Genomic DNA, 24,081 nt, shown 5'->3' on the forward strand with positions numbered 1-24,081 from the left:
CTAGCCGGACCGCGCCGCAGCGTCCATGCGCCCGATCCCGTTAATTCGCCAGCTTTCCCTTTTCAACCGGACGCCTTTCCCGTATGGCCCTGCTCTGTTGTAAACGGAGCCGCATCGATGCAGGGAAGCGCCAATCTCAACCTGATGATCAAGGCCGCGCGCAAGGCGGGCCGCTCGCTGGTCAAGGACTTCCGCGAGGTCGAGAACCTCCAGGTCTCGTCGAAGGGGCCGGGCGACTTCGTGTCGAAAGCCGACCGCGAGGCCGAGCGGATCCTCAAGGACGAACTCATGGCCGGCCGGCCGAATTACGGCTGGCTGGGCGAGGAAACCGGCGAGAGCGAGGGCACCGACCCGACGCGCCGCTGGATCGTCGACCCGCTCGACGGCACCACGAATTTCCTGCACGGCCTGCCGCACTGGGCGGTGTCGGTGGCGCTGGAACACAAGGGCGAGATCGTCGCGGGCGTGGTCTTCGACGCCGCCAAGGACGAGCTGTTCTACGCCGAGAAGGGTCTCGGCGCCTACATGAACGAAAGCCGGCTGCGCGTGTCGGGGCGCCGGTCGATGATCGAATGCATCTTCGCCACCGGTGTCCCCTTCGGCGGCCGCCCCGCCCTGCCCGCCACACTGCAGGACCTGGCGCGGCTGATGCCCGTCTGTGCGGGCGTGCGCCGCTTCGGCTCGGCGGCGCTCGACCTCGCCTATGTCGCGGCGGGGCGCTACGACGGCTACTGGGAACGCGGGCTGCAGGCCTGGGACATCGCCGCCGGCGTGATTTTGGTGAAAGAGGCGGGCGGCTTCGTCGGCCCGATCCGCGACGGGCAGGATCCGGTCGACTCGGGCAACCTGATCGCCGCCAATGCCGAGATCTTCGACGGTTTCGGCAAGGTCATCCGGTCGCGCGACTGACACGCTGCGGGGTCAGGGGGCTGTCTGCCCCCTCTTGGCCTGCGGCCAATTCACCCCCGAGGATATTTCCGGAACAAAGATGAGGGCCGCCTCCCGACCGGGAAGCGGCCCTGTTTCATTCTGCCCGAAATACTCATCCGCCTTTCGGCAATTGCCGCAACCGCAAGGGCGCGCGCGCAAGCGGGGCGGGTGGGTGGGAGCGACGCGCGCGCGCCGCCCCTCACCGCCCGAGCGCCATCAGTTCCAGCAGGACACCAGCACCGTCAGATCGCCCGACATCCGGGTCAGCATTTCCGCCGACATCGGGCGCGAGACACGCGCCACGCTGCCGCGCAGGCCCGAATCGGCCAGCATGCGCTGCACCGCATCCCCGGACAGCGCGAAATTCACGTCCTCGGGCAGCATGCGGCCGGGCGTTTCCGGGCGCGGCAGAAGCATGCCGACCACGCCGCCATTCATGTCGAAGACCGGGCCACCGGAATCGCCTTCTTCCGCTTCGAGCGACAGGCGCCAGAGGTATTCCTCGCCGTCCAGCCCGGACAGCTCGCTCAACTGACCGAAGCTGACGATGGGACGGGTCAGCGTGTCCTGGTAGCTGAAGCCCGAGACGCGGACTTCGCTGCCCGGCGCGGGCGCGGCGGGAGCGAATTGCGCGAAGGCCAGCGGCACCAGCGGGTCGTTGGGGGTGATCACCGCGATGCCCAGTTCCTCGTCGACCGAGCGCACCGAGGCGGTATAGGCCTCGTCGATGGTCACGCGGTCGCACTGGTTCACCGCTTCGGCGCTGGTCACCACGCTGCCCACCGCATCGACGAAGAAGCCGGTGCGCGAGCGTTCCGGGCGGCGCACGTCAAGCCCCGCGATCAGGTCGCGGCGCGCCACGGTCGAGGCGGTCGCGCCAAGCGTCGAGGGCAGCACGCCCGCGATCGGCGTGAAGCTGTCGCGCATCGTCGACAAGATCACCTGCGCGTCGTCGTCGGCCGAGGCATCCCACAACAGCATCCAGCCCTTGATCTCCCCATTCGACAGCCGCGCTTCGACATGCGCGCGCGCGGTCGCGTTGCGGCCGGTGATGGTGAAGCTGTTGCGGCCGCGCTCGCGCTCGCCTTCCAGCGGGATCACTTCCAGCGTCTGCAGGATCTCGTAGAGACCGAAGAAGGTGCTTTGCGTGCCTTCCTGGCTGATCAGCAGCACGCGCATGCCGCTGTCATTGACCTCGTTGAAATGCGCGAAGGGCGCTTCGTGGCGGTCGAATTCGACCATGCCCAGCGGCAGCGTGATCTCGATCCCCGCCGCCTCGTCGCGGAAGGGGCCGAAGGCGTAGCGCGCAACGGCTTCCTCGTAATCGCGCATCAGCGTCGCGCGGCCCCGGGTGGTCAGGAAGCCCGACGGCTCGAACCCGTTCGCCGCCTGCCATTCACTGATCGCGCCGCGCGTGCCCGGCCCGAACTGCGCGTCGATGCCGCTGCGATAGAACCCGAACCATTGCAGCGCGATCTGGATTTCCATCCGCTCGTCGCGGGTCAGCTGGTATTCCATCTGCCGCGCCTCGGCGACGGATTCCATCGGCAGGTCCTCGATCGAGGGCTCGGCCGGGGCGGCGGGTGCTGCGGGCGCTTGGGGGGCGGGCGCTTCGGGGGCGGTCGTTTCCGAGCCCGTCCCGGTTTCGGCCTGCGCCAGCAACTGGGTCATCTCGGTTTCGGTTTCCGGGGCGCCGTCGGTCGTTTCCACGGGCGTCGCGTCGGAGGCCTCGCCCTCTGCTGCCTCGCCCTGTGCTGCGGGCTCCTGTGCCACCGGCTCCTGCGGCGTCGCGGTCTGACCGGCGTCGCGCGCGGGCGCTTCTTCGGTCGGGACGGCGGGCGCGCTGGGCTGGCCGCCCACTGGCCAGAATCGCTGGCCATAGATCGAATCGTCGGTGACGTAGGCGTCTTCGCGGATCTCGCGCGCGGCGATCAGGGCGGCGCGGCGGGCCTCGGCCTGTTCGGCGCTGTCATAGGGCCCCACGGCCAGCGCATACCAGCCGCCGGCGATCCGGAAACCCGAGATATTGCCGATCCGTTCTTCGTAGCGGGTCGCGAATTCCTCGGCGGTGCGCAGCGTCGCATGCGCTTCGATCTGAACCCAGTGCGACGCCTGTGCCAGCGCCGCTACGGGAACCAGGATCACGGCCACAAGAGTTGCGATAAAAGCTTTAACTATTCGATCTGTCACGGTCGTTCCACGATTGGTTGTTTTATTATGATTCCCCGGCGACCCTATCAGGGTCGTCAAGCAAGTGCCGATAAAAATTAGGTTAGGAACGGGCCTTGACCACGGGGCGTGGCATTTTTTCCGCGCCGCCGCAGCACGCCCGTCCGCGCCCGGCGCCATGCCCTGCGGCGGTGCGCGACGTTGACCCTGCCCCGGCCTGCGCCTATTGAAGCGCTGAACCAAGGATCCGCAATTTCCGTTCCCGTCTATAGGCCCCGCATGCCCGCCAGTTCCGACAAACCGCGCAGCTTCCAGGAAATCATTCTGAGGCTTCAGGCCTATTGGGCGGCCAAGGGCTGCGCCGTGCTGCAACCCTATGACATGGAAGTCGGCGCCGGGACCTTCCACCCGGCGACCACGCTGCGCTCGCTCGGCTCGCAGCCCTGGGCCGCGGCCTATGTGCAGCCCTCGCGCCGGCCCACGGATGGCCGCTACGGCGAGAACCCGAACCGGCTGCAGCATTACTACCAGTATCAGGTGCTGATCAAACCCTCGCCGCCCGATCTGCAGGAGCTGTATCTGGGCTCGCTCGACGCGATCGGCATCGACACCGCGCTGCACGACGTGCGTTTCGTCGAGGACGACTGGGAATCCCCCACGCTGGGCGCCTGGGGTCTGGGATGGGAGGTCTGGTGCGACGGCATGGAAGTGTCGCAATTCACCTATTTCCAGCAGGTCGGCGGGCATGATTGCAAACCCGTCTCGGGCGAGCTGACCTATGGCCTGGAGCGTCTGGCGATGTACGTGCTGGGCATCGACCATGTGATGGAGATGCCGTTCAACGATCCGCAGGCGCCCATTGCGCTGACCTATGGCGACATCTTCCGCCAGACCGAGCAGGAATATTCGCGCCACAACTTCGACGGCGCGACGACCGACATGCTGCTGCGCCATTTCGAGGATGCCGAGGCCGAATGCGAGAAACTGCTGGCCTTCGAGCCGCAGGATCCCACTTCGGGCAAGCGCATCGTCATGGCCCACCCGGCCTATGACCAGTGCATCAAGGCCAGCCACCTGTTCAACCTGCTGGACGCGCGCGGCGTGATCTCGGTCACCGAGCGGCAGGCCTATATCGGCCGCGTCCGCGCCTTGGCCAAGAAATGCGCCGATGCCTTCGTGCAGACCGAGGCGGGCGGCTGGACGCCCGAAGGGGCGCAGGCGTGACCGGTCGCATCGCCGCGATCGTCATCGTGCTGGCCGCCGCGCTGACCGGCGGCTTCATGTATTACCTGCAGGTCTACGGCTATTACGAAGAACTCGAGCCACAGATCGGCTATCAGGTCGCCACGCCCGATGGCGGCACCGCGCGGCTCGAGATCGCGGCTTTCCGCGGCATCGACAGCTATTCTTCGCCGCTGCGCTACCGCGCGTGCTTCACCGTCGTGGGCGAACTGCCCGATCTGGTCGAGCGTGACCATTCCGAGCCCCTGAACGCGCCCGGCTGGTTCGACTGTTTCGACGCCGAAACCATCGGCGAGGATCTTCTGGCGGGCCGCGCCCGCCCGGTCATGGTCGAGGAAAACGCACCCTACGGGTTCGACCGGGTGATGGCGCTCTATCCCGATGGCCGCGCCTATGTCTGGCCGATGATCAACGCTTGCGGCGAAGCGGTTTACGACGGCGACCCCGCCCCCGCCGGTTGCCCGCCCCCGCCCGCCGCGATCCGCGACTAGGGAACCTTTTCGCCCCGCCATGCGCTTTCCCCATGCCTGCAATGCCATGGGAGAGGCCGCATGACCGATCAAAGAGCCCCGGACTGGGTCGTGCCGATGATGCGCGCGGGCTACGCCTCGCGCGGCATCGTTTACCTCATTCTCGGCGCCCTGACCTCGACCGCCGCCGCAACCGGCGGCCGGACCGAGGGCACGCAGGGCGCGCTCCGGACGCTGCGCGAGGCGCCTTTCGGACAGGTCTTGCTCTGGCTCGTGGCGCTCGGCTTCGTCTGTTACGGCATCTGGCGCCTGATCGCCGCCTATTACGACCTCGAACGCCGCGGCGATGACGAGGAAGGCCATGCCCAGCGGCTGGGCCTCGTGGTGACCGGGCTGATCCATATCGGCATCGGCGGCGCCATCGCCACGCTGCCGCTGGGCGCCGGCAGCGGGTCGGGCCCAGGATCTGGCGGGGGATCGGGCGCAGGATCTGGCGGGGCCTCGGACTGGACCGCCACGCTCATGCAGATGCCCGCCGGGCGCTGGATCGTCGGGATCGTCGCGTTGTGCATCATCGGCGCGGGCGTGCACTATGTCCTCAAGGGCTGGCAGCAGAAGTACGAACGCTACATCCAGAGCACCGAGACGACGCAGAAACTTCAACCGCTGCTGCGCTGGGGCTTCGTCAGCTACGGCCTTGTGCTGGGCATCGCCGGCGCCTTCCTTCTCTACGCCGCGATCAGCACCAACCCGGCCGAGGCCAAGGGCATCGGCGGCGCGCTCGAATATATCCGCTCGCTCACCGCCGGGCGGATCCTGCTGGGCGCGGTCGGGCTGGGTATCCTGGGCTTCGGGATCGAAAACCTGGTCGAGGCGCGCTACCGCGTGGTGCCGGGCGTGCGGTCCTCGGGCACGATGACCACCATCGCCCAGCGCGCCAAGGCCGAGGCCCGCGAACAGGCGCGCCGCGCGACCTGACCCGATGCCGGCTCCGGCCCGTCACCGGAAAATCGGCGCTACCGGCTTGCCGCGCAACGGCAGGACCGATAAGCACCGGGGCGTCAAGACAGATGCCCCAGAGAGCGCCCCGGTGATGCCATGCCCGATATCCTGATCGAACTCTTCTCCGAGGAAATCCCCGCCCGCATGCAGACCCGCGCGGCCGAGGATCTGCGCAAACTCGTCACCGACGGGCTGGTCGAAAGTGGACTGACCTATGCCCATGCGCGCAGTTTCTCGACCCCGCGCCGGCTGGTTCTGGCGATCGAGGGCCTGACCTCGGAAAGCCCCACCCTGCGCGAAGAGCGCAAGGGTCCCAAGATCGGCGCGCCACAACAGGCCATCGACGGCTTCCTGCGTTCGACCGGGCTGGGCATGGACGACCTGATCACCAAGGAGGACAAGAAGGGCGCCTTCTACCTCGCCATCGTGGAGAAACCCGGCCAACCCGCCGCCGAGATCCTCGCCCCCGTGCTGGAAAAAACCATCCGCAACTTCCCCTGGCCCAAATCGATGCGCTGGGGATCGGGCAGCCTGCGCTGGGTGCGTCCGCTGCATTCGATCATCGCGCTGATGGTGACCGAGGCGGGCGCCGACATCGTGCCGCTCGACATCGACGGCATCAGGGCGGGCAACACCACGCGCGGCCACCGCTTCATGGCGCCCGAGCCCTTCACCGTGTCCGGATTCGAGGATTACGCGGCCAAGCTGAAACGCGCCTTCGTGGTGCTCGACGCCGCCGAGCGGGCCGAGGCGATCCTCAACGAAACGCAGAACCAGGCCTTCGCGCTGGGGCTTGAACTGGTCGAAGACCCGGGCCTTCTGGCCGAGGTCGCGGGCCTCGTCGAATGGCCCGTCGTGCTGGTGGGCGAGATCGGCGCCGACTTCCTGTCGCTGCCGCCCGAAGTGCTGCAGACCTCGATGCGCGAGCATCAGAAGTTCTTCTCGCTCAAGGACAAGTCGGGGCAGATTGTTCGTTTCGTGACAGTCGCCAACCGCGAGACCGCCGATAACGGCGCCACCATCCTGGCCGGCAACCAGAAGGTGCTCGCCGCCCGCCTGTCGGACGCGAAATTCTTCTGGGAGAACGACTTGCGCGTGGTGGCGAATGTCGGACTTTCGGGCATGGCCGAAGGTCTGGCCAACGTCACCTTCCACAACAAGCTGGGCAGCCAGAAAGCGCGGATAGATCGCATTTCTGCCCTCGCCCGCGAAATCGCGCCGCTTGTGGGCGCCTCGCCCGACCTCGCGCATGAAGCCGCCGAAATCGCCAAGGCCGATCTGCAATCGGCCATGGTGGGCGAATTCCCCGAGCTGCAGGGCACGATGGGCGTCTACTACGCCAAGGCCGCGGGCCTCCCCGACGCCGTTGCCCATGCCTGCAAGGCGCATTACCAGCCCCTCGGCCCCTCGGACGACGTCCCGACCGAGCCGGTCTCCGTCGCCGTGGCGCTGGCCGACAAGATCGACACGCTCACCGGCTTCTGGGCCATCGACGAAAAACCGACGGGTTCGAAAGACCCCTTCGCGCTGCGCCGCGCCGCGTTGGGGGTGATCCGGTTGGTGCTTGAAAATAATGTGCGCTTGGACTTGGCTTCACCGGTTATCGGGCAACTGCAAAGAAACGAAGTGGCTCGCCAATTTAGCGTAGCCGCCAACAGCCCTAACGCGTTTGCTACGATGGGTGGGCTAGAAGAGTTTGCTTCTCGCGCAGTAATTGATGTCAACGAGTTCGAAGCGCTTGCTGCGGACCTCCTCGCCTTCTTCCACGACCGCCTGAAGGTCTACCTGCGCGACCAGGGCATCCGCCACGATGTGATCGACGCCTGCCTGGCCATGCCGGGCAATGACGACCTCACCCTGTTGGTCGCCCGCGCCCGCGCGCTGCAGGCCACGCTGGAAACCGATGACGGCGAGAACCTGATCCAGGCCTACAAGCGCGCCAACAACATCCTGACGCAGGCCGAGGAAAAGGACGGCGTGGAATACTCTTTCGGCGCCGACCCGAAATTCGCCGAAACGGACGAGGAACGCGCGCTCTTCACCGCCCTCGACGCCGCGGAGCAACAGATCGCCCCGGCCATGGCACGGGAAGATTTCGCCACCGCCATGGCCGCCATGGCGGCCCTGCGCGCGCCGGTCGATGCCTTCTTCACCGCCGTGCAGATCAATACCGACAATGAGATCCTGCGCCGCAACCGGCTGAACCTGCTCAGCCGGATCCGCCAGATCTGTCTCTCTGTCGCCGATCTCGGCAAGCTCGACGGCTGAACGACAAAGGGGCGCCCGAAACTGGCGCCCCTTATCTTTGTTCCATAAATATCCCGGGGGGTGAGGGCGCAAGCCCGAGGGGGGCTGGCCCCCCTTGTCAGCCGTGGATCCGCGCCAGCGCCCGAAGCAGATCGTCCTTCAGCGCCGCGTAATCCCGCTCGATCGTCGCGCCCGGCTTGCCCACCAGAACGTAATCCCAGCCGCTCAGCCCCTGCCCCGCCAGCACCTCGCGCGCCAGCGCCCGCAGACGCCGCTTGGCGCGGTTGCGCGCCACCGCGTTGCCCACCTTCTTGGAGCAGGTAAAGCCCACCCGCAGACCCTCGCCCGGCTCGCCCTCGGCGCGCTCGCGGGCCTGCAGCAGGAAACCGGGGGCCGGCGCCCGGCGTGCCCGCGCCGCGGCCAGGAAATCGCGCCGTTGCTTGAGGACATTCATGCCAGCACCCACGCATGACGAAGCCGCCGGGGCCGCCTGTCACCCGCACGATCGCAGGTCAGGGGCACATCCGGCGGCGTCAAAGGCGTCACCTCGGGCCGAAAGGCCCGATCCCGAAAGATCAGGCCGACAGCTTCTTGCGGCCGCGCGCGCGACGCGCGTTCAGGATCTTCTGGCCGCTCTTGGTGGCCATGCGCGACCGGAAACCGTGGCGCTTCTTGCGAACCAGGTTCGACGGCTGGAAAGTACGTTTCATTGCTTCGGTCCTTCTTGTCGGCCCGAATCCAATGGCCGGGATTCGAGGGCGTCATGTTCTGAGGGCCGGGCAATAGCCGGGGTCGCGCCCCAAGTCAACGCCGCGCGGGCCGAAACGCGCCGATATTCCGGCCCCCAGCGCCAAAAAACGCCGCCCCGGGCGCCGTTCCCCCACGACCGGGCCCCTGAAACCCTGCATGGCAGTTGCCCTCGGGCCCCGAGCCTGCCACGAAAGGGCGAATCCCGGCAAGGGCGTGTAACAGCGCCGCGTCCCGTTTCGTCCCGGCAGGCATGACACCGCAAGAACCGCCTTTCTCTGCCCTGCGCCGCTGGCTGCCGCTGGCGCTGATCGTCACCGGCGCGGTGGCGGGCTTCGTTCTGTTCCGCGACCGGCTGAGCTTTGACACGCTGGCGCAGAACCGCGAGACGCTTCTGGCTTTCGCCGCCGCGCATCCCGTCGTCACGCCCGCGCTGTTCATGGCCGCCTATCTGCTGATCGTCGCCTTTTCGCTGCCCGGCGCCACCTGGGCCACGCTCACGGGCGGCTTCCTGTTCGGGCTGTTTCCCGGCGTCTTCTACAACGTCACCGGCGCCACGCTGGGGGCGCTGGCGCTGTTTCTGGCCGTGCGGCAGGGCTTCGGACGGGGGCTCAGGGCGCGGATCGACGCCTCGGACGGCCGCGTGCGCCGCCTGAGCGACGGCATCCGCGCCAACGAGGTTCCGATGCTTCTGTCCATGCGGCTGATCCCGGTCGTGCCGTTCTTCGTGGCCAACCTGATCCCCGCGCTGCTCGACGTATCGGCGCGGCGCTTCGCGTGGACCACCTTCGTGGGCATCCTGCCGGGCGCGCTGGTCTATACCTGGATCGGCGCCGGCCTGGGCGCGGTGTTCGAGCGTGGCGAGCGGCCCGATCTGTCTGTCATATTTGAACCTTATGTGCTGGGGCCTATCCTTGGGCTGGCGGCCTTGTCGCTGCTGCCCGTTCTCATCAACCGCAAGCGGAGACCCTAGACCATGCTCAAGACCGATCTGTGCGTCATCGGTGCCGGTTCCGGCGGCCTTTCGGTGGCGGCAGGCGCGGCGCAGATGGGCGCCTCGGTCGTGCTGATCGAGGGGCACCGGATGGGGGGCGACTGCCTGAATTACGGCTGCGTGCCGTCAAAGGCGCTGCTGGCCGCGGGCAAGGCCGCGCAGGCGGTGCGCGCAGGCGGGCCGGGCGTCGAGGGCAGCGCGCCGTCCGTGGATTTCGCCGCCGCCAGGCGCCATGTCACCGACACCATCGCCGCTATCGCGCCCCATGACAGCCAGGAGCGGTTCGAGGGCCTTGGCGTGACCGTGATCCGCGACTGGGCGCGTTTCACTGGCCCCGACACGCTTCAGGCGGGCGGGCAGACCATCCGCGCCCGGCGCTTCGTCATCGCCACCGGCTCGCGCCCGCTCGTCCCCCCGATCGAGGGGATCGACGCCACGCCCTACCTGACCAACGAGACGATCTTCGACCTGCGCGAGCCGCCGGGTCATCTGCTGATCATCGGTGGCGGGCCCATCGGGCTGGAAATGGCGCAGGCGCATCGGCGGCTGGGCTCGTCGGTCACGGTGATCGAGGGGGGCACGGCGCTGGGGCGCGAAGACCCCGAGGCAGCGGCGCTGGTGCTCGAGCGGCTGCGCGCCGAGGGAATCGAGATCGTCGAGAACACGCAGGCCCGCCGCGTCGGCGGCCGCACCGGCGGGATCGAGGTCGAGGTCGCGGGCGGCACGATCTTCGTGGGGACGCATCTTCTGGTCGCGGTGGGCCGCAGCCCGGCGCTGGACCGGCTGGATCTGGACCGCGCGCATGTGCGCCGTTCCGAAACCGGCATCGACACCGATGACAATCTGCGCAGCCGCACCAACCGACGTGTCTATGCCGTGGGCGACGCCGCCGGGCGCGGGCAATTCACCCATCTCGCGGGCTATCATGCCGGGCAGGTCGTGCGTTCGGCGCTGTTTTCCCTGCCCGCGCGGGTCCGCGACGACCACATCCCGCGCGTGACCTATACCCAGCCCGAACTGGCGCAGGTGGGCCTGACCGAATCGCAGGCGCGCGAGAAATTCGGCGGGCGGATGCAGGTCCTGCGGGTGGCGATGGACGGCAATGACCGCGCGCTGGCCGAGGGCACGACGCGGGGCTTCCTGAAGGTCATGGAGGTCGGCGGCCGCCCGGTCGGGGCCACGCTGGTGGGGGCGGGGGCCGGCGAACAGATCGCGCTCTGGTCGATGATGATCGCCAATAAGATGAAAATGGGCGCTTTGGCCGCAACCGTTATGCCTTATCCGACCATGGCAGAGCTTTCCAAACGCGCCGCCTCTGCCTATTTTAGCCCGAAACTGTTTGATAATCATTTGATCAAGACCGTGGTGCGCGCGATTCAGCGCTGGATCCCATAGCCACGACGATCGCGGGACGGGTATGTTCTTTCGGACGCTTTCAGGCCGCTTCCTGCTGCTCACGATGATCTTCGTGCTGCTGGCCGAGGTGCTGATCTTCGTGCCCTACGTGGCACGCTACCGCGAGGATTACCTGCTGACCCGGGTCGAGCGGGCGCAGATCGCCTCGCTCGCGCTCCTGGCCTCGGACGGGCAGATCAGCGACAAGCTGGCCGAGGAACTTCTGGATACGGCGGGGGTCTACAACGTCGTGCTACGGCGCGACGCGGTGCGCGAACTGGTCCTGTCCTCGCCGGTCCCGGCTCCGGTCAGCGCGACCTACGATCTGCGCGACGGCTCGATCTGGCCGCTGATGCGCGACGGGCTCGCCGCGCTGTTCCTGCCCGACAACACCGTCATCCGGCTGATCGGGGATCCGGTGCAGGAAGCGGGACTGCTGATCGAGGTCACGATGAATGCCGACCCGATGCGCGACAGCCTGCAGGATTACGCGATGCGTATCCTCGTTTTGTCGCTGATCATCTCGGTCGCCACCGCCGCCCTGCTGTTCCTGGCGGTGCAGCGCCTGATCGTGACCCCGATCCGGCGCGTCGTGCGGTCGATGGCGACCTATGCCAAGGCGCCCGAGGATGCGCGCTCGCTCATCGTGCCCGACAGCCGGGTAACCGAATTGCGCGAGGCCGAGGAAGCCCTGCTGCATCTGCAGGAAGACCTGATGAAGGCCCTGCGTCAGAAAGAGCGGCTGGCGCAGCTGGGCGGCGCCGTCGCGCGCGTCAGCCACGATCTGCGCAACATCCTGTCCACGGCCTCGCTGCTGGCCGACCGGATCGAACGCTCGGACGACCCCAAGGTCGCGCGTGCCGCGCCCAAGCTGCTGAACTCGCTGTCGCGCGCGATCAGCCTGTGCGAATCGACCCTCGCCTTCGGCAAGGCCGAGGAACCGCCGCCCCGGCTCACGCAATTCGCCCTGCGTCCGATGGTCGAGGACCTGGTGGAAAGCGAAACCATGGCGACCGCCGACGGCGCGCAGCTGGTCGAGTTCCTTGTCGATGTGCCGCCGACGCTGAGCCTGCGCGCCGATCCCGAACAGATCCACCGCGTGCTGACCAATCTGGTGCGCAATGCCCGGCAGGCGATCGAGGCCACCGGCAAGGAGGGGTGTATCGAAGTCACGGCCCGCGACGCCGAGGACGGCACCGCGATCCGCGTGATCGATACCGGGCCGGGCCTGCCGCAGCGGGCGCGCGAAAACCTGTTCGCGGCCTTTCAGGGCGGGGCGCGCAAGGGCGGCACCGGGCTGGGGCTGGTGATCGCGGCCGAGCTGATCCGCGGGCATGGCGGTACGCTCAGCCTTGAGCGCAGCGACGCGGATGGCACCGAATTCCGCATCCTTCTGCCGCACGCGATATAGGCGCGGGCTCCTGTCCGGCGGCCCGGCCCCCGGCCGGAAATTTCGCACAAGAAATCCGCATGCCCCCCTTGCGCTGTCCGACAGAGGGCGGTACATGACGCCCCACAGCGCACCCGTAGCTCAGCTGGATAGAGCACCAGACTACGAATCTGGGGGTCAGAGGTTCGAATCCTTTCGGGTGCGCCAAAGAATTCAAGGGCTTGGGCATTTTGCCCGAGCCCTTTTTCTTTGCGCCGCCCCTGTCTCGCCCAACGCCGCCCCGTCCGAGTCCCGCCTTACCGCGCGGCGCGGGCCTCGATCTCGTGCGTGCGCCTGGATCGCGGCGATGTCGTTACGCTATCCCGCCGCATGATCGTGTGCACGGTCCGGTCCAGGCTTCGCCGTTCGCGGCGGTTGCGGATCTGCCGGGCGGTGATGCTGGTGGGCAGAATGCGCAGCGACGCGCCCTTGCCTTCGACCTCGAACGCCCGTTCGGCGGCCGCGATCTCGGTATTCGACGCGGTGATCGCCACCAGCGTGATGCGGAACCAGCTGACATTTTCCACCGTGATCTCGTGATCGGCCATCTGCGACAGGCGGCGGAACAGCTGTGTGACGGGCCCCACGTCCAGGCTGGCGCCGCTGTTCAGCGTGCCGGTACCCAGATGCTGCGGCTTGCTGCCATCGACCACCCCGTCGCCCTTTTGCGAGACCGCCGCGACATGCTCGCCTTCTCCGTCTGCCTCGGGGACGGTGAGCAGGATCTCCTGCAGCGCCACGGGCTCGAGTCCCAGATTGGTGACGATGATCGTGGCCCCGGAATCCGGCTTGCCGCCGATCTGGATCAGCAATTCCGTCCGGCGCTGGCGCTGCAGCTGGTTCCAGAACAATTGCAGATACAGAATCCAGATCAGCGCCATGAGCAGGCTCGATCCGATTTCGATCAGCCCCGAATATTCCGACAGGAACGACATCATGGCCAGACACCCCGCCAGAGGCTTTCGACGCACCACGGGTGCGCGCGCAAATCCGCAAGATCGCACGACATGGCAGAACCCTTTCCTTTGCAAACGGCCCATACAACCCGTGCAGGGCGCAGGGGTTCCTGCAATTCTTCAGCAGTTTTCCTATGGAACCCAACGGCCGCCTGACGGTTAAGCGGGAACTTCAGGCCAGCGCCCTGCCCCCAAACCCCGGGGCCTGCGCTCCGCGCCCAGTGCCCTGCCGGGTCACTTTTCTTGGAACATTGTCGCCGCCTGCGTGTTCACAACCTGTTGACACCGGAACCGATCGTGCCCTCACGCCGCCTGACGCCCAGATCAATGCCCCGCTCGAAGGCGCGCGCCGCTGCGCGCCCGAAAGCGCTGTCCGCCGCACTGACGCTGCCGCTGCTGGCCGGCTGCGAGGGCGCGCAATCGGCGCTCGCCCCGGCGGGCGAGGATGCAGCGGTCCTTGCCACGCTCTTCTGGGTCATGCTGTCGGGCGCCGTCGTGCTGTTTCTGGCGATGAACGGGCTGTTCTTCTACCTGACCCGGATCCGCGTGCAGGCCCAGTCCGAAACCGTCGCACGCTGGCTGATCGTCGGGGGCGGCATCGTGCTGCCCTTCGTCGTGATCTCGGCGCTGCTTGTCTGGGGCCTGTCGATCCTGCCCGATCACCGGCAGGCGGGCGACGGGCTGCGGATCCGCGTCACCGGCGAGCAGTGGTGGTGGCGGGTGGAATACTGGCCCGAGGGCGCGACCGAGCCCGTCATCTCGGCCAACGAGATCCGGCTTCCCGCCGGGCAGCGCACGGAGCTTATCCTTGATTCCGCGCATGTCATCCATTCGTTCTGGATCCCGGCGCTGGGGGGCAAGATGGACATGTTTCCGGGCCGCGAGACCTTTCTCAGCCTGCGTCCGACGCAGCCCGGCACCTATCGCGGCCAATGCGCCGAATTCTGCGGCGCCAGCCATGCCTGGATGGCCTTCGAGGCGCATGTCATGGCGCCCGAAGCCTTCGACGACTGGCTTGCCGCGCAGGCCGGGCCCGCGCAGACGGCGTTGAGCGACGCAGCCCGTCGCGGCGCCGGGATCTTCACGCGCGAAGGCTGCGGGGCCTGCCACACGATCCGCGGCACGGAACATATCGGCGTGGTCGGGCCGGACCTGACCCGCGTCGGCAGCCGCACCACGCTGGGCGCCGGGCGGCTGGGGGTCTCGCTTGACGCCTATCGTGCCTGGATCACCCATACCGGGGATCTCAAGCCCGAGGTCGAGATGCCCGCCTATGATCACCTGTCCGAGGCCGAGGCCACCGATCTCGCCCAGTATCTGAGAGGTCTCGAATGAGCGCCGACAAAGCCGCCCTGCCGCCGCCCGACCGTCGCCCCCTCGGTCCCTATCCGCCCACGCCCGAGATGCTGGCCGAACCCGTGCCCGAAGCGTTGCAGCGCGCGCAGGCGGACCGGCTGCGCGCGGCATGGCGGACGCCGAAAGGCTGGCGCTACTGGACGGCGGTCAACAATACCGAGGTCGGGAAATGGTATTGCCTGACGGCGCTGGCCTTCATGCTTTGCGCGGGGGTGATGGCGCTGATCATCCGGCTGCAACTGGCGGTGCCCGACAATGACCTGGTGTCCTCGGACCGCTTCAGCCAGCTTTTCACGCTGCACGGCTCGGCGATGATGTTCCTGTTCGCCGTGCCGATGTTCGAGGCGATCTCGATCCTGCTTCTGCCCGGGATGCTGGGCGCGCGCGACATGCCCTTCCCGCGGCTGTCGGCTTTCGGCTACTGGTGTTTCCTGATCGGCGGCACCTTCGTGCTGGTGTCGATCCTGTTCGACATCGCCCCGCGCGCGGGCTGGTTCATGTATCCGCCCCTCGCCACGCAGGACGAGGGCCCGGGCAGCGACATCTGGCTTCTGGGACTGTCCTTCATCGAGATCGCGTCGATCGCCGCGGCGGTCGAACTGATCGTCGGCGCCCTGAAATGCCGCCCGCCCGGCATGCGCGTCAACATGATGCCGCTTTATGCGTGGTACGTGCTGGTCGTCGGCGGGATGATCCTGTTCGCCTTCCCGCCGCTCATCGCGGGCGATTTCCTGTTCGAACTGGAACGCTCGCTCGACTGGCCGTTCTTCGACCCGACGCGGGGCGGCGACCCGATGCTGTGGCAGCACCTGTTCTGGATCTTCGGTCACCCGGAAGTCTATATCGTCTTCCTGCCCTCGATCGCCATCGCGGCGATGGTCATCCCGACCGTGGCCCGGCGCCCCATCGTGGGCTATTCGTGGATCGTGCTGTCGGCCGTGGGCGTGGGCTTCCTGTCCTTCGGGCTGTGGGTGCACCACATGTTCACCACGGGCCTGCCGTCGATTTCGCTCGGCTTCTTCTCGGCCGCGTCGCAGGCGGTGGTGATCCCGACCGGCATCCAGCTTTTCGCCTTCCTCGCCACGCTGCTGGTGGGGCGGGTGACGATGAACCTGCCGATGCTGTGGATCGCGGGCGCGCTGGCGGTGTTCACGCTGGGCGGGCTGACGGGGGTGATGCTGGCCATCGCGCCGTTCGATTTCCAGGTCCACGACACCTATTTCATCGTCGCCCACCTGCATTACACGCTGTTCGGCGGAATGATCTTTCCGGTGATCGCGGGGGTTTATTACTTCTTCCCCTTCATCAGCAAGAAGATGCTGTCCGAGAGGCTGGGCCGCTGGTCCTTCTGGCTGATCTTCACCGGCTTCAACATCTGCTTCCTGCCCATGCACCTGACGGGCCTTCTGGGCATGCCGCGCCGGATCTACACCTATCCGACGGGGCTGGGATGGGACTGGCTGAACCTGATCTCGACCGTGGGCGCCTTCATCATCGCGGCGGGGTTCCTTGTCTTCGTCTGGGACCTGCTGCGCCCCAAGGGCAAGCAGCCCCAACCGCCGCGCAATCCGTGGCAGGCCGGCACGCTGGAATGGTCGCATGACATCCCCGAGGAAGCCTGGGGCGTGCGCTCGATCCCCCATGTCACCACGCGCTACCCGCTCTGGGAGCAGCCCGGGATACTCGAGCGAATGGATGCCGGGCGCTACTACCTGCCCGATGCCGAGGAAGGCCGGCGCGAGACCCTGATCACCAGCGTGATCGACGCGCGCCCGCTGCAGGTCCAGCGCGTCACCGGGCCCAGCTGGATCACGCATGTCGCCGCCGCCTTTACCGGCGGGTGCTTCATCTTCCCGACCTTCGGCTATTACTGGCCCGCCGTGGTCTGCGGCGTCTTCGCGGGCATGGCGATCCTGTACTGGCTCTGGACCGCGACCGCCCGCCCGCCCGAGGCCGAGCGCAAGGATGTGGGCCTGGGCCTGTCGCTGCCCACCTATGTCTCGGGGCCCGACAGCGTGGGCTGGTGGGCGATGTGGATCACCATGCTGGGCGATGCGACGGCCTTTGCCTCGATCATCTTCGGCTTTTTCTTCTACTGGACCGCGCAGGACGACTTCCCGCCCGACGGCGCCCTGCATGCAGGGGCCGGGGAAACCGCGCTGGCGGCGCTGGCGCTTGCCGCCGCCTGGGGGCTGGTCCTGCTGGCGCGCCGCTGGAACCGGCATGGCGCGGTCACCGCCGCCCGCCTTGCGCTGGCCGGGGCCGCCCTGACGGCGGCCACGGGCGGCGGCGCGCTGGCGCTGGCGGTCTGGCCGCTCGACCCGACCAGCCATGTCTACCCGGCCGTGATCTGCGCCATCGCTCTGTGGATCTGCGTCCATGCCGCGCTGGCCGTGGTGATGCATCTCTACTGCCTGGCCGGCAGCTTCGCGGGCAAGCTCACGCCGCATCACGATGCCGATCTGTGCAATGTCGCGCTGTTCTCGCATTTCTTCGTGCTGTCGTCGCTGGTCGCCTGCGCGGTCATCGGCCTGGCCCCGAGGCTGATATGAACGACGAAAGCAATACTTCCGACCGCCCGCGCGAGGACGAGGACCGCCATGCCTTTGCCGCCGAGGCGCACAGTCTCTGGCGCATCACCTTCGCCCCCACCGTCTGGGCGCTGCATTTCGTGCTGTGCTACGGGCTTGTCTCGCTGTCCTGTGCCAAGGAGCTGATCCCGATTGCCACGGTGCAAGCCGTGCTGACCGCGCTCAGCCTGCTGGCGCTTGCGATCATTGCCTGGCTGGGTTTCCGCTCGCTCCGGCAATGGCGCGTTCTGGTCACCGGGCAGCTGGAGCATCCCGAGGGCACGCCGGAAAGCCGCCACCGCTTCCTCGGCCACGCGGCCTTTCTGCTGTCGGTGATCTCGGCCATCGGCGTGATCTTCGTGTCGATGCCGCTGATCCTGATCGGGGGGTGCCAATGACCTTGCCGGTGAAAGGACGCTACCTTCTGCCCGCGCTCGCCTGCCTGGCCGTGCTGTGGCTATTGCCGCTCGACCGCTGGTTGCCGCTCTTCCCGGTGCACATGCTGCGCCATATGGGGCTGGTCGCGGTCGCCGCACCGCTTCTGGTTCTGGGCCTGCCGGGGCTGGCGCGGCGGATGGCGATCCCGCCGCTCTTGGCCGCCGCGCTGGAATTCGTGGTGGTCTGGGCGTGGCACCTGCCGGCGGCCCATGCCACGGGACGCAACAGCCTGACCGGATTCGTCACCGAACAGGGCAGCTTCCTGCTGGCCGGGCTGCTGGTCTGGGCCGGGTGCCTTGCCGCGGCGCAGCCGCTGGCCGGCGCGGGCGGGCTGTTGCTGACCTCGATGCACATGACGCTGCTGGGCGCGCTGCTGATCCTTGCCCCGCGCGACCTGTATTTCGAGCTTTGCGGCACCGCCCCCGACCTGACCGGGCAGCAGCTGGGCGGGATGCTGATGCTGGGCATCGGAACCCCTGTCTATCTTTTGGCCGGCGTTGCGCTGACCGCGCGCGCCCTGAAAACCGAGGTCCGGGCATGAAGGCTGTTCTCATCACCCTTGCCGCCCTCGCCGGGCTGGGCGCTGTCGCGGGGGGCTCGGTCGTGGCGTTCGGGCTCTACAATGTGTCGGCCCAGGCCGGGCACCTGCCCGCCGTGGGATGGGTGCTGCACACGACGTTCCGCAATTCGGTCAGCCTGCGCGCGCCGTCGATGGCCGATGCCCCCGACCTGGACGACCCCGATCTGGTCGCGCTTGGCGCCGGGCATTATGCCACCGCCTGCCTGCCCTGCCATGCCGCCCCCGGACAACAGCGCACCGCGACCAGCACCGCGATGGTCCCCGAGCCGCCGCATATCTCGGAGGCGATCGCGCATTGGGAACCCAACGAGCTGCACTGGATCGTCGAGAACGGGGCCAAGATGACCGGGATGCCGGGCTGGCCCGCCCGGCAGCGGGGGGACGAGGTCTGGGCGGTCGTCGCCTATCTGGAAGCGATCCGCGAGACCGGCCCCGCGCCCGATACCGCCGCGCTGGCCGAGGTGACCGAACCCCGCGCCTATTGCGCCACCTGCCACGAAAACGTCGCCGGCCCGGTGCCCCGGCTGGACCTGCTGCCGGCGGATTACCTTGAAGCGCAGATGCGCGCCTATGCCTCGGGCCTCAGGCCCAGCGGCATCATGGAACAGGCGATGAGCCGGGTGGACGGGGACGACATCGCCGCGCTTGCGGCCGAAATGGCGGCGCTGAGGGTGCGCTACGACAGCCCGGCGGATCCCGGAACGGAGGACGAAACGGGCCGCACGCTGGCCATGCGGGGCACGCGCGACGTCCCGGCCTGCACCGCGTGCCACGGGCCGGACCGGGACGCGGGGCCTGCGCCCGGTCGCGCCGGCCCCGCCATCCGAGGGCAGAACGCCGCCTATCTGGCGCAGCAGCTGGATCTGTGGCGCGACGGGATCCGCACCGGATCGCCGTTGATGGAGGCAGCCGCCCGCGATCTGACGGACGCACAGATCGACACCTTGTCGCGCTGGTTTGCGCAGCAGGCCCCGGCCCCGGATAACTGACGGCCCTGAGGAGCGGCGCCGCACAAGGCGCTCAGCCCGCCTCAGGCTCCCAGCGTATAGACGATCACCGGCGCCGCCAGCAGCGGGATATGCGCCAGCGCGATCAGCACGCCATCCCGCGTCAGCAAGCCCGCCGAGAAAAAGGCGATCGCCGCCGACGCGACCGAGCCCGAGGTCGGCACGATCTCCATGAAGGGCATGAAGAGCGTCAGAAACAGAACAAGGATCAGCGGCAGCCAGAGCCAGGGGCGATGGGTCAGCGCGGTCCAGCGGGGCCGGGCGAATTTCTCGACGAATTCCGTCGGCCGCCGCAGCCAGCGGATGCCCTTGCACAGCTTGCCGCTATCCATCTTCCGGCGGGTGATGACATCCGGCAGCCAGACGTGATCGCGCCCGATGATCATCTGGACCACCAGGAGAAACACGATCAGCGCGACCACCGCGGTTATGCCCGGAATCGCGCTCGCCGGCGAGGTCGAGATCAGCGAGAAGATCAGCATGAGCGCGGGAAAGGACTGATGTCCCAGCGTGTCGATCACGTGCTGGACGCGCACCTCCTTGCCCTCGACCGATTGCTCGAGCTCGTCAAGAACATGGCTCAGCGCCTTCCGGTTCCGCTCGTCCTGCGCCATCGCCTTTGCCCGTTCCCCTTGCCTGTTCCCGTTCCTGCGACATCAACGTCAGGATCGCGCGGTTGTTCCCGCGGCGGCCGGGCTTCAAGGCGTCATGCGGCCCGCGACACGCGCTCGGTTGACCGCCGCGCCGGCCGGGGCTAAGACCGGCGCCATGGAAAACGCGCAGATCCTGACGACCCTGTGGTGGCTGGCCTCCTGACAAGGCGGCCGGACGTTTCCTGTTCCTCGAGGCCGCCGCATGGGCGGCCTTTCGTGTTCTCTGTGTCCCCCCTGCGGCCCCTCGCCCATTCCCAGAGGACACACCATGACCAAACCCGTCATCCTGACCGGAGACCGCACCACCGGCCCGCTGCATATCGGCCATTACGCGGGCTCGCTTGCCAATCGCCTGCGCTGTCAGGACAGCCACGAGCAGTTCCTGCTGCTCGCCGATACGCAGGCGCTGACCGACAACGCCCATGACCCCGCCAAGGTGCGCCGCAGCGTGATCGAGGTCGCGCTCGATTACCTTGCCGTGGGGATCGACCCGGCGCGCTCGACCATCTGCCTGCAATCGCATCTGCCGGCGCTGGCCGACTTGTCGATGCTGTATCTCAATTTCGTCACCGTCGCCCGGCTGGAACGCAATCCCACGATCAAGGACGAGATCCGCGCGCGCGGTTTCGGGCGCGACATCCCGGCGGGCTTCCTGTGCTACCCGGCGGCGCAGGCCGCCGACATCACCGCGTTCCGGGCGACCGTGGTGCCGGTGGGCGCCGATCAGGCGCCGCTGATCGAGCAGACGAACGAGATCGTGCGCCGCATCAACGCCACCGCCGGCCACCCCGTCCTGCCCGAGGCGCAGGCCCTGATCCCCGAGGCGGGGCGGCTTCCGGGCATCGACGGCAAGGCGAAAATGTCGAAATCCGGTGGCAACGCGATTGCGCTCTCGGCCTCGCCCGACACGATCCGCGCCGCCGTCCGGGCGATGTACACCGATCCCGGCCATCTGCGCGTCGAGGATCCGGGCCGCGTCGAAGGCAATGTCGTCTTCACCTATCTCGATGCGTTCGACGAGGATCGCGCGGGGCTGGCCGAGTTGAAGGCACATTACCGGCGCGGCGGTCTGGGGGACGGGCGGATCAAGGCACGGCTGGAAGACATCCTGCAAACCCTGATCGCACCGATCCGCGAACGCCGCGCGGCGCTGGCGCAGGACACGGATTATGTTCTGCGGATCATCCGCGAAGGGACCGAGCACGCCCGCGCCCGGACCGAGGCCACGAGGCGCGACGTGATCGAGGCGCTCGGCCTGTTCCGGCTCTGATCACTGAAGCGCCGGGGCGGGGCAGAGCCCGTCACTTGCGCATCGGCGGGACGTCGTCGGGGTCGAGTTTCAGCTCGATCAGAAGCGGGCGGTCGCGGGTCGCGATCGCCTGTTCCGCCGCGTCCAGATCACCGGCCGAGGCCACCGTGACGCCCACCCCGCCCAGCGCGGTGGCGACAGCGGCGAAAGACGGCCAGTCGAATTGCGACAGGGCCGGGTCCATCTGCCGGTCGCGGAACTGGATATGCTCGGCCCCGTAGACCGCGTCGTTGGCGACGATCACGATCAGGTCCAGCCCCATCCGCACCGCCGTGTTGAACTCGGTCAGGCCCCCGGCCATGAAACCCCCGTCGCCCGTGAACACGACCACCGGCACGCCCGGCGCGGCCAGCCCCGCGCCGATGGCCTGCTGCAGCCCCAGCCCGATCGAGCCGAAATTCGTCGACAGCAGGAAGCGCCGGGGATCGGGAACCGACAGCCGGCACCAGACCTCGGTCATGAAGCGCCCGCCATCGGTCGCAAGCACCCGCGCGCGCGGCAGGGCCGCGTCGAGCCGGTCGAGCGCATACGCGAAATCCACATGCCCCGGCGACGCCGCCCCGGCCCGCCCGGGCGGGTGACGCGTGACGCTGGCCGCGTCGATCTCGGTAGCAAAGCCGGACGGCGCGATCTCGGCCTCGTCGAGCCAGTGCAGGATATTCCCCGCCGTCAGCCCGGCATCGGCGATCAGCGCGGCATCGGGGCGGTAATTCGCGGTGAAGGTCGCGGGATCGGTATTGACCTGCACCACCCGCTTGCCCCCCAGAAGCTTGCCCCGGTCGGTGGTGAACAGATGCAGGCTGGCGCCGAAACCGATGACGCAATCGGCCTTGGCGATCACATCATAGGCGCCGGGCGTGCTGAGCGTGCCGAAAATCCCGATATTGCCCGGATGCCCCTCGAACAGACCCTTGGCCTTGAGCGTGGTGGCCAGGGGCGCCTCCAGCCGTTCGGCCAGCGCGATCAGCGTGTCGCGGGCCCCGACCGCCCCCTTCCCGGCAAGCACCACGGGCCGCCGGGCCGAGGCGATCATGCCGATGGCCGCGTCGAGGGCCTCGCCTTCGGGCACGAAGGCGGGCGTGTCGAAGACCGGCAGCACGCGCGGGCGATGGGGTGTCTCGTCCCACATGAGGTCCGAGGGCATGTTGACCACGACGGGCCGCCGCTCGATCCGCGCGCGATAGAAGGCGATGGCGATATCCTCGGCCGCATGGGCGGCCGAGCGCATCTGCTCGAACCCGGCGCCGGTGGCCTTCACCACCTCGCGCTGATCGGTGTTCTGGGGATTCTCGGGCGCCGTCACCGCCGTGTCGCCTGCCAGCAGCACCATCGGCAGACGCCCCCGCACGCCTTCGGTCAGCGCGGTCGAGCAATTGGTCAGCGCCGGGCCGTGGGTGATCGTGGCCAGACCCACACCGCCCGAAACCTGCGCATAGGCCAGCGCCATCAGCACCGCGCTGCCTTCATGCGCGACCGGCACGAAGGTGCCGCCGCCCGCCCGGACATAGTGATCCACCATGAACAGATTGGCATCGCCCATCAGCCCGAACATCGTGCCGATCCCGTGATCCAGCACCGCCTGTGCGATGGATTGATGGCAATAGGTCGTCTCGCTCATGGCTCTCCCCTCGGTCCCGCGCGTGCCGCTCCGGCGCCGCGGAGAAAACACCATTTCCGCGCGCGGGGGAACCGCCGCCGGGCAAGCGGGGGCGGATGAGGGGCGAAAACCGCGCGGCGCGATCACCAACGCGTGGGCCACCGCCACCGCGTTCTTGAATTTCGCCCGCCGGTCCCCACGTCGGAACAGGACCCGTAACACGAAAGGAAAGCCCGGATGTTCGACGCGCGGCGTTTGCTGGATCAGGTGATGAATTCGGCGCAGGGGGGCGATCTGTCCCGCATGGCGCGGGAACTGACGGGCGGTGCCGGCAGCGCCGGAATGCCCGAGGCCGCGTCGGGCACCGCGCCGCAGGCCGCGTCGGGCAACGGCCAGCTGTGGAAAGGCGCCGCCGCCGGGGGGCTTGTGGGCCTGCTCATCGGCAACAAGAAATCGCGCAAGATGCTGGGCAAGGGCGCGGGCACCGCGCTGAAGCTCGGCGGGTTGGCTGCGGTCGGCGCGCTGGCCTATACCGCGTGGCAGCGCCACAAGAGCAACCAGGGCGGCGCCCAGCCCGCGCAGCTTCAGGCGCCGCCCGCCGATAGCGGTTTCGCGCCCGACCGCACGCCCGCCGGAGCCGAAACACTGGCGCGCGGCGTGATCGTCGCGATGATCCAGGGCGCCAAGGCCGACGGCCATGTCGACGCGCAGGAGCAACAGCGCATCTTCGGCCATATCGAGACGCTCGACCTGTCGCCCGAGGCCAAGGCCTTTGTCATGGATGAACTGGCCGCGCCGCAGGATCCGGGCCGCGTCACCGCCTTCGCCTCGTCGCCCGAGGTCGCGGCGGAACTTTATGCCGCCTCGCTCCTGGCGATGGATCCCGACACGCCCGAGGAACGCGCCTATCTCGACCGGCTTGCCACCAGCCTGCGGCTGGAACAGGGCCTTGTGCGCGAGATCGAGGCGACCGTCGAAAGCGGCGTCTGA

General features: G+C 68.0%; 21 protein-coding genes and 1 tRNA gene. 16 read left to right on the forward strand and 6 right to left on the reverse strand.

What is annotated here, in order from left to right:
* Positions 1-117 precede the first annotated feature (117 nt).
* On the forward strand, positions 118-909 hold the full coding sequence (locus tag C4N9_RS17750) for an inositol monophosphatase family protein (protein ID WP_109534697.1): 792 nt from the start codon (positions 118-120) through the stop codon (positions 907-909).
* A gap of 237 nt (positions 910-1,146) precedes the next feature.
* On the opposite strand, the gene C4N9_RS17755 is transcribed toward C4N9_RS17750, so the two are convergent.
* Complete coding sequence (locus tag C4N9_RS17755; RefSeq protein WP_168192278.1) at positions 1,147-3,081, reverse strand: trypsin-like peptidase domain-containing protein; 1,935 nt, start codon at positions 3,079-3,081, stop codon at positions 1,147-1,149.
* A 297-nt stretch (positions 3,082-3,378) separates the two neighbouring features.
* Between C4N9_RS17755 and C4N9_RS17760 the strand changes: the two genes are divergently transcribed.
* The 4 genes from C4N9_RS17760 to glyS all read left to right on the forward strand — a co-directional run bounded on the left by C4N9_RS17760 (position 3,379) and on the right by glyS (position 8,081).
* Positions 3,379-4,323, forward strand: coding sequence for a glycine--tRNA ligase subunit alpha (locus C4N9_RS17760; protein ID WP_109534699.1), 945 nt, complete (start codon positions 3,379-3,381; stop codon positions 4,321-4,323).
* Positions 4,320-4,832 (forward strand): DUF6446 family protein, encoded by a 513-nt coding sequence (locus C4N9_RS17765; protein ID WP_245902611.1) that lies wholly within the window; start codon positions 4,320-4,322, stop codon positions 4,830-4,832. Before C4N9_RS17760 ends, C4N9_RS17765 begins: the two co-directional genes overlap by 4 nt.
* A gap of 60 nt (positions 4,833-4,892) precedes the next feature.
* Positions 4,893-5,789 (forward strand): DUF1206 domain-containing protein, encoded by an 897-nt coding sequence (locus C4N9_RS17770; protein ID WP_109534701.1) that lies wholly within the window; start codon positions 4,893-4,895, stop codon positions 5,787-5,789.
* 120 nt (positions 5,790-5,909) lie between these two features.
* Positions 5,910-8,081: a glycine--tRNA ligase subunit beta gene (gene glyS / locus C4N9_RS17775; protein WP_109534702.1), complete on the forward strand. Its 2,172-nt coding sequence runs from the start codon at positions 5,910-5,912 to the stop codon at positions 8,079-8,081.
* 97 nt (positions 8,082-8,178) lie between these two features.
* Here glyS and rnpA read toward each other — a convergent pair whose 3' ends face one another.
* On the reverse strand, positions 8,179-8,514 hold the full coding sequence (gene rnpA, locus C4N9_RS17780; protein ID WP_109534703.1) for a ribonuclease P protein component: 336 nt from the start codon (positions 8,512-8,514) through the stop codon (positions 8,179-8,181).
* Between the two features lie 121 nt (positions 8,515-8,635).
* A complete protein-coding gene (gene rpmH / locus C4N9_RS17785) occupies positions 8,636-8,770 on the reverse strand; it encodes a 50S ribosomal protein L34 (RefSeq protein WP_109534704.1) in 135 nt (44 codons plus the stop codon).
* Between the two features lie 290 nt (positions 8,771-9,060).
* Between rpmH and C4N9_RS17790 the strand changes: the two genes are divergently transcribed.
* From C4N9_RS17790 to C4N9_RS17805, 4 genes are all read left to right on the forward strand, one after another.
* The gene (locus C4N9_RS17790; protein WP_109534705.1) at positions 9,061-9,780 is read left to right on the forward strand and encodes a TVP38/TMEM64 family protein; all 720 of its coding nucleotides are present in this window, start codon (positions 9,061-9,063) and stop codon (positions 9,778-9,780) included.
* A gap of 3 nt (positions 9,781-9,783) precedes the next feature.
* Positions 9,784-11,196, forward strand: coding sequence for a dihydrolipoyl dehydrogenase family protein (locus C4N9_RS17795; protein ID WP_109534706.1), 1,413 nt, complete (start codon positions 9,784-9,786; stop codon positions 11,194-11,196).
* Between the two features lie 22 nt (positions 11,197-11,218).
* The gene (locus C4N9_RS17800; protein ID WP_109534707.1) at positions 11,219-12,607 is read left to right on the forward strand and encodes a sensor histidine kinase; all 1,389 of its coding nucleotides are present in this window, start codon (positions 11,219-11,221) and stop codon (positions 12,605-12,607) included.
* Positions 12,608-12,716: 109 nt separating this feature from the next.
* Positions 12,717-12,793: transfer RNA gene (locus C4N9_RS17805), tRNA-Arg, on the forward strand.
* Positions 12,794-12,882: 89 nt separating this feature from the next.
* On the opposite strand, the gene C4N9_RS17810 is transcribed toward C4N9_RS17805, so the two are convergent.
* Positions 12,883-13,563, reverse strand: a complete 681-nt coding sequence (locus tag C4N9_RS17810; RefSeq protein WP_109534708.1) for a hypothetical protein — start codon at positions 13,561-13,563, stop codon at positions 12,883-12,885.
* A gap of 345 nt (positions 13,564-13,908) precedes the next feature.
* Between C4N9_RS17810 and coxB the strand changes: the two genes are divergently transcribed.
* From coxB to C4N9_RS17835, 5 genes are read left to right on the forward strand one after another with little or no spacing between them, the layout of a single operon-like run.
* Positions 13,909-14,916, forward strand: coding sequence for a cytochrome c oxidase subunit II (gene coxB, locus C4N9_RS17815; RefSeq protein ID WP_109534709.1), 1,008 nt, complete (start codon positions 13,909-13,911; stop codon positions 14,914-14,916).
* Entirely contained in the window at positions 14,913-17,489 is a 2,577-nt protein-coding gene (gene ctaD / locus C4N9_RS17820; protein WP_109534710.1) for a cytochrome c oxidase subunit I, read from the forward strand. The genes coxB and ctaD overlap by 4 nt, the downstream gene beginning before the upstream one ends.
* Positions 17,486-17,905, forward strand: a complete 420-nt coding sequence (locus tag C4N9_RS17825; RefSeq protein ID WP_109534711.1) for a hypothetical protein — start codon at positions 17,486-17,488, stop codon at positions 17,903-17,905. Before ctaD ends, C4N9_RS17825 begins: the two co-directional genes overlap by 4 nt.
* The gene (locus C4N9_RS17830; protein ID WP_109534712.1) at positions 17,902-18,486 is read left to right on the forward strand and encodes a cytochrome c oxidase assembly protein; all 585 of its coding nucleotides are present in this window, start codon (positions 17,902-17,904) and stop codon (positions 18,484-18,486) included. Before C4N9_RS17825 ends, C4N9_RS17830 begins: the two co-directional genes overlap by 4 nt.
* A complete protein-coding gene (locus C4N9_RS17835) occupies positions 18,483-19,514 on the forward strand; it encodes a c-type cytochrome (RefSeq protein ID WP_109534713.1) in 1,032 nt (343 codons plus the stop codon). Before C4N9_RS17830 ends, C4N9_RS17835 begins: the two co-directional genes overlap by 4 nt.
* Before the next feature lie 41 nt (positions 19,515-19,555).
* Here the strand turns inward: C4N9_RS17835 and C4N9_RS17840 are convergent, their stop codons facing one another.
* The gene (locus C4N9_RS17840; protein ID WP_109534714.1) at positions 19,556-20,146 is read right to left on the reverse strand and encodes an exopolysaccharide biosynthesis protein; all 591 of its coding nucleotides are present in this window, start codon (positions 20,144-20,146) and stop codon (positions 19,556-19,558) included.
* A 307-nt stretch (positions 20,147-20,453) separates the two neighbouring features.
* Between C4N9_RS17840 and trpS the strand changes: the two genes are divergently transcribed.
* A complete protein-coding gene (trpS, locus tag C4N9_RS17845) occupies positions 20,454-21,455 on the forward strand; it encodes a tryptophan--tRNA ligase (RefSeq protein ID WP_109534715.1) in 1,002 nt (333 codons plus the stop codon).
* Positions 21,456-21,486: 31 nt separating this feature from the next.
* On the opposite strand, the gene C4N9_RS17850 is transcribed toward trpS, so the two are convergent.
* Positions 21,487-23,112 (reverse strand): thiamine pyrophosphate-binding protein, encoded by a 1,626-nt coding sequence (locus C4N9_RS17850; protein WP_109534716.1) that lies wholly within the window; start codon positions 23,110-23,112, stop codon positions 21,487-21,489.
* A 216-nt stretch (positions 23,113-23,328) separates the two neighbouring features.
* Here C4N9_RS17850 and C4N9_RS17855 point away from each other — a divergent pair, with 216 nt between their 5' ends.
* Entirely contained in the window at positions 23,329-24,081 is a 753-nt protein-coding gene (locus C4N9_RS17855; protein ID WP_109534717.1) for a tellurite resistance TerB family protein, read from the forward strand.

Source organism: Pararhodobacter marinus (genome assembly GCF_003122215.1).
In the GTDB taxonomy this organism is placed as follows: Bacteria; Pseudomonadota; Alphaproteobacteria; order Rhodobacterales; family Rhodobacteraceae; genus Pararhodobacter; species Pararhodobacter marinus.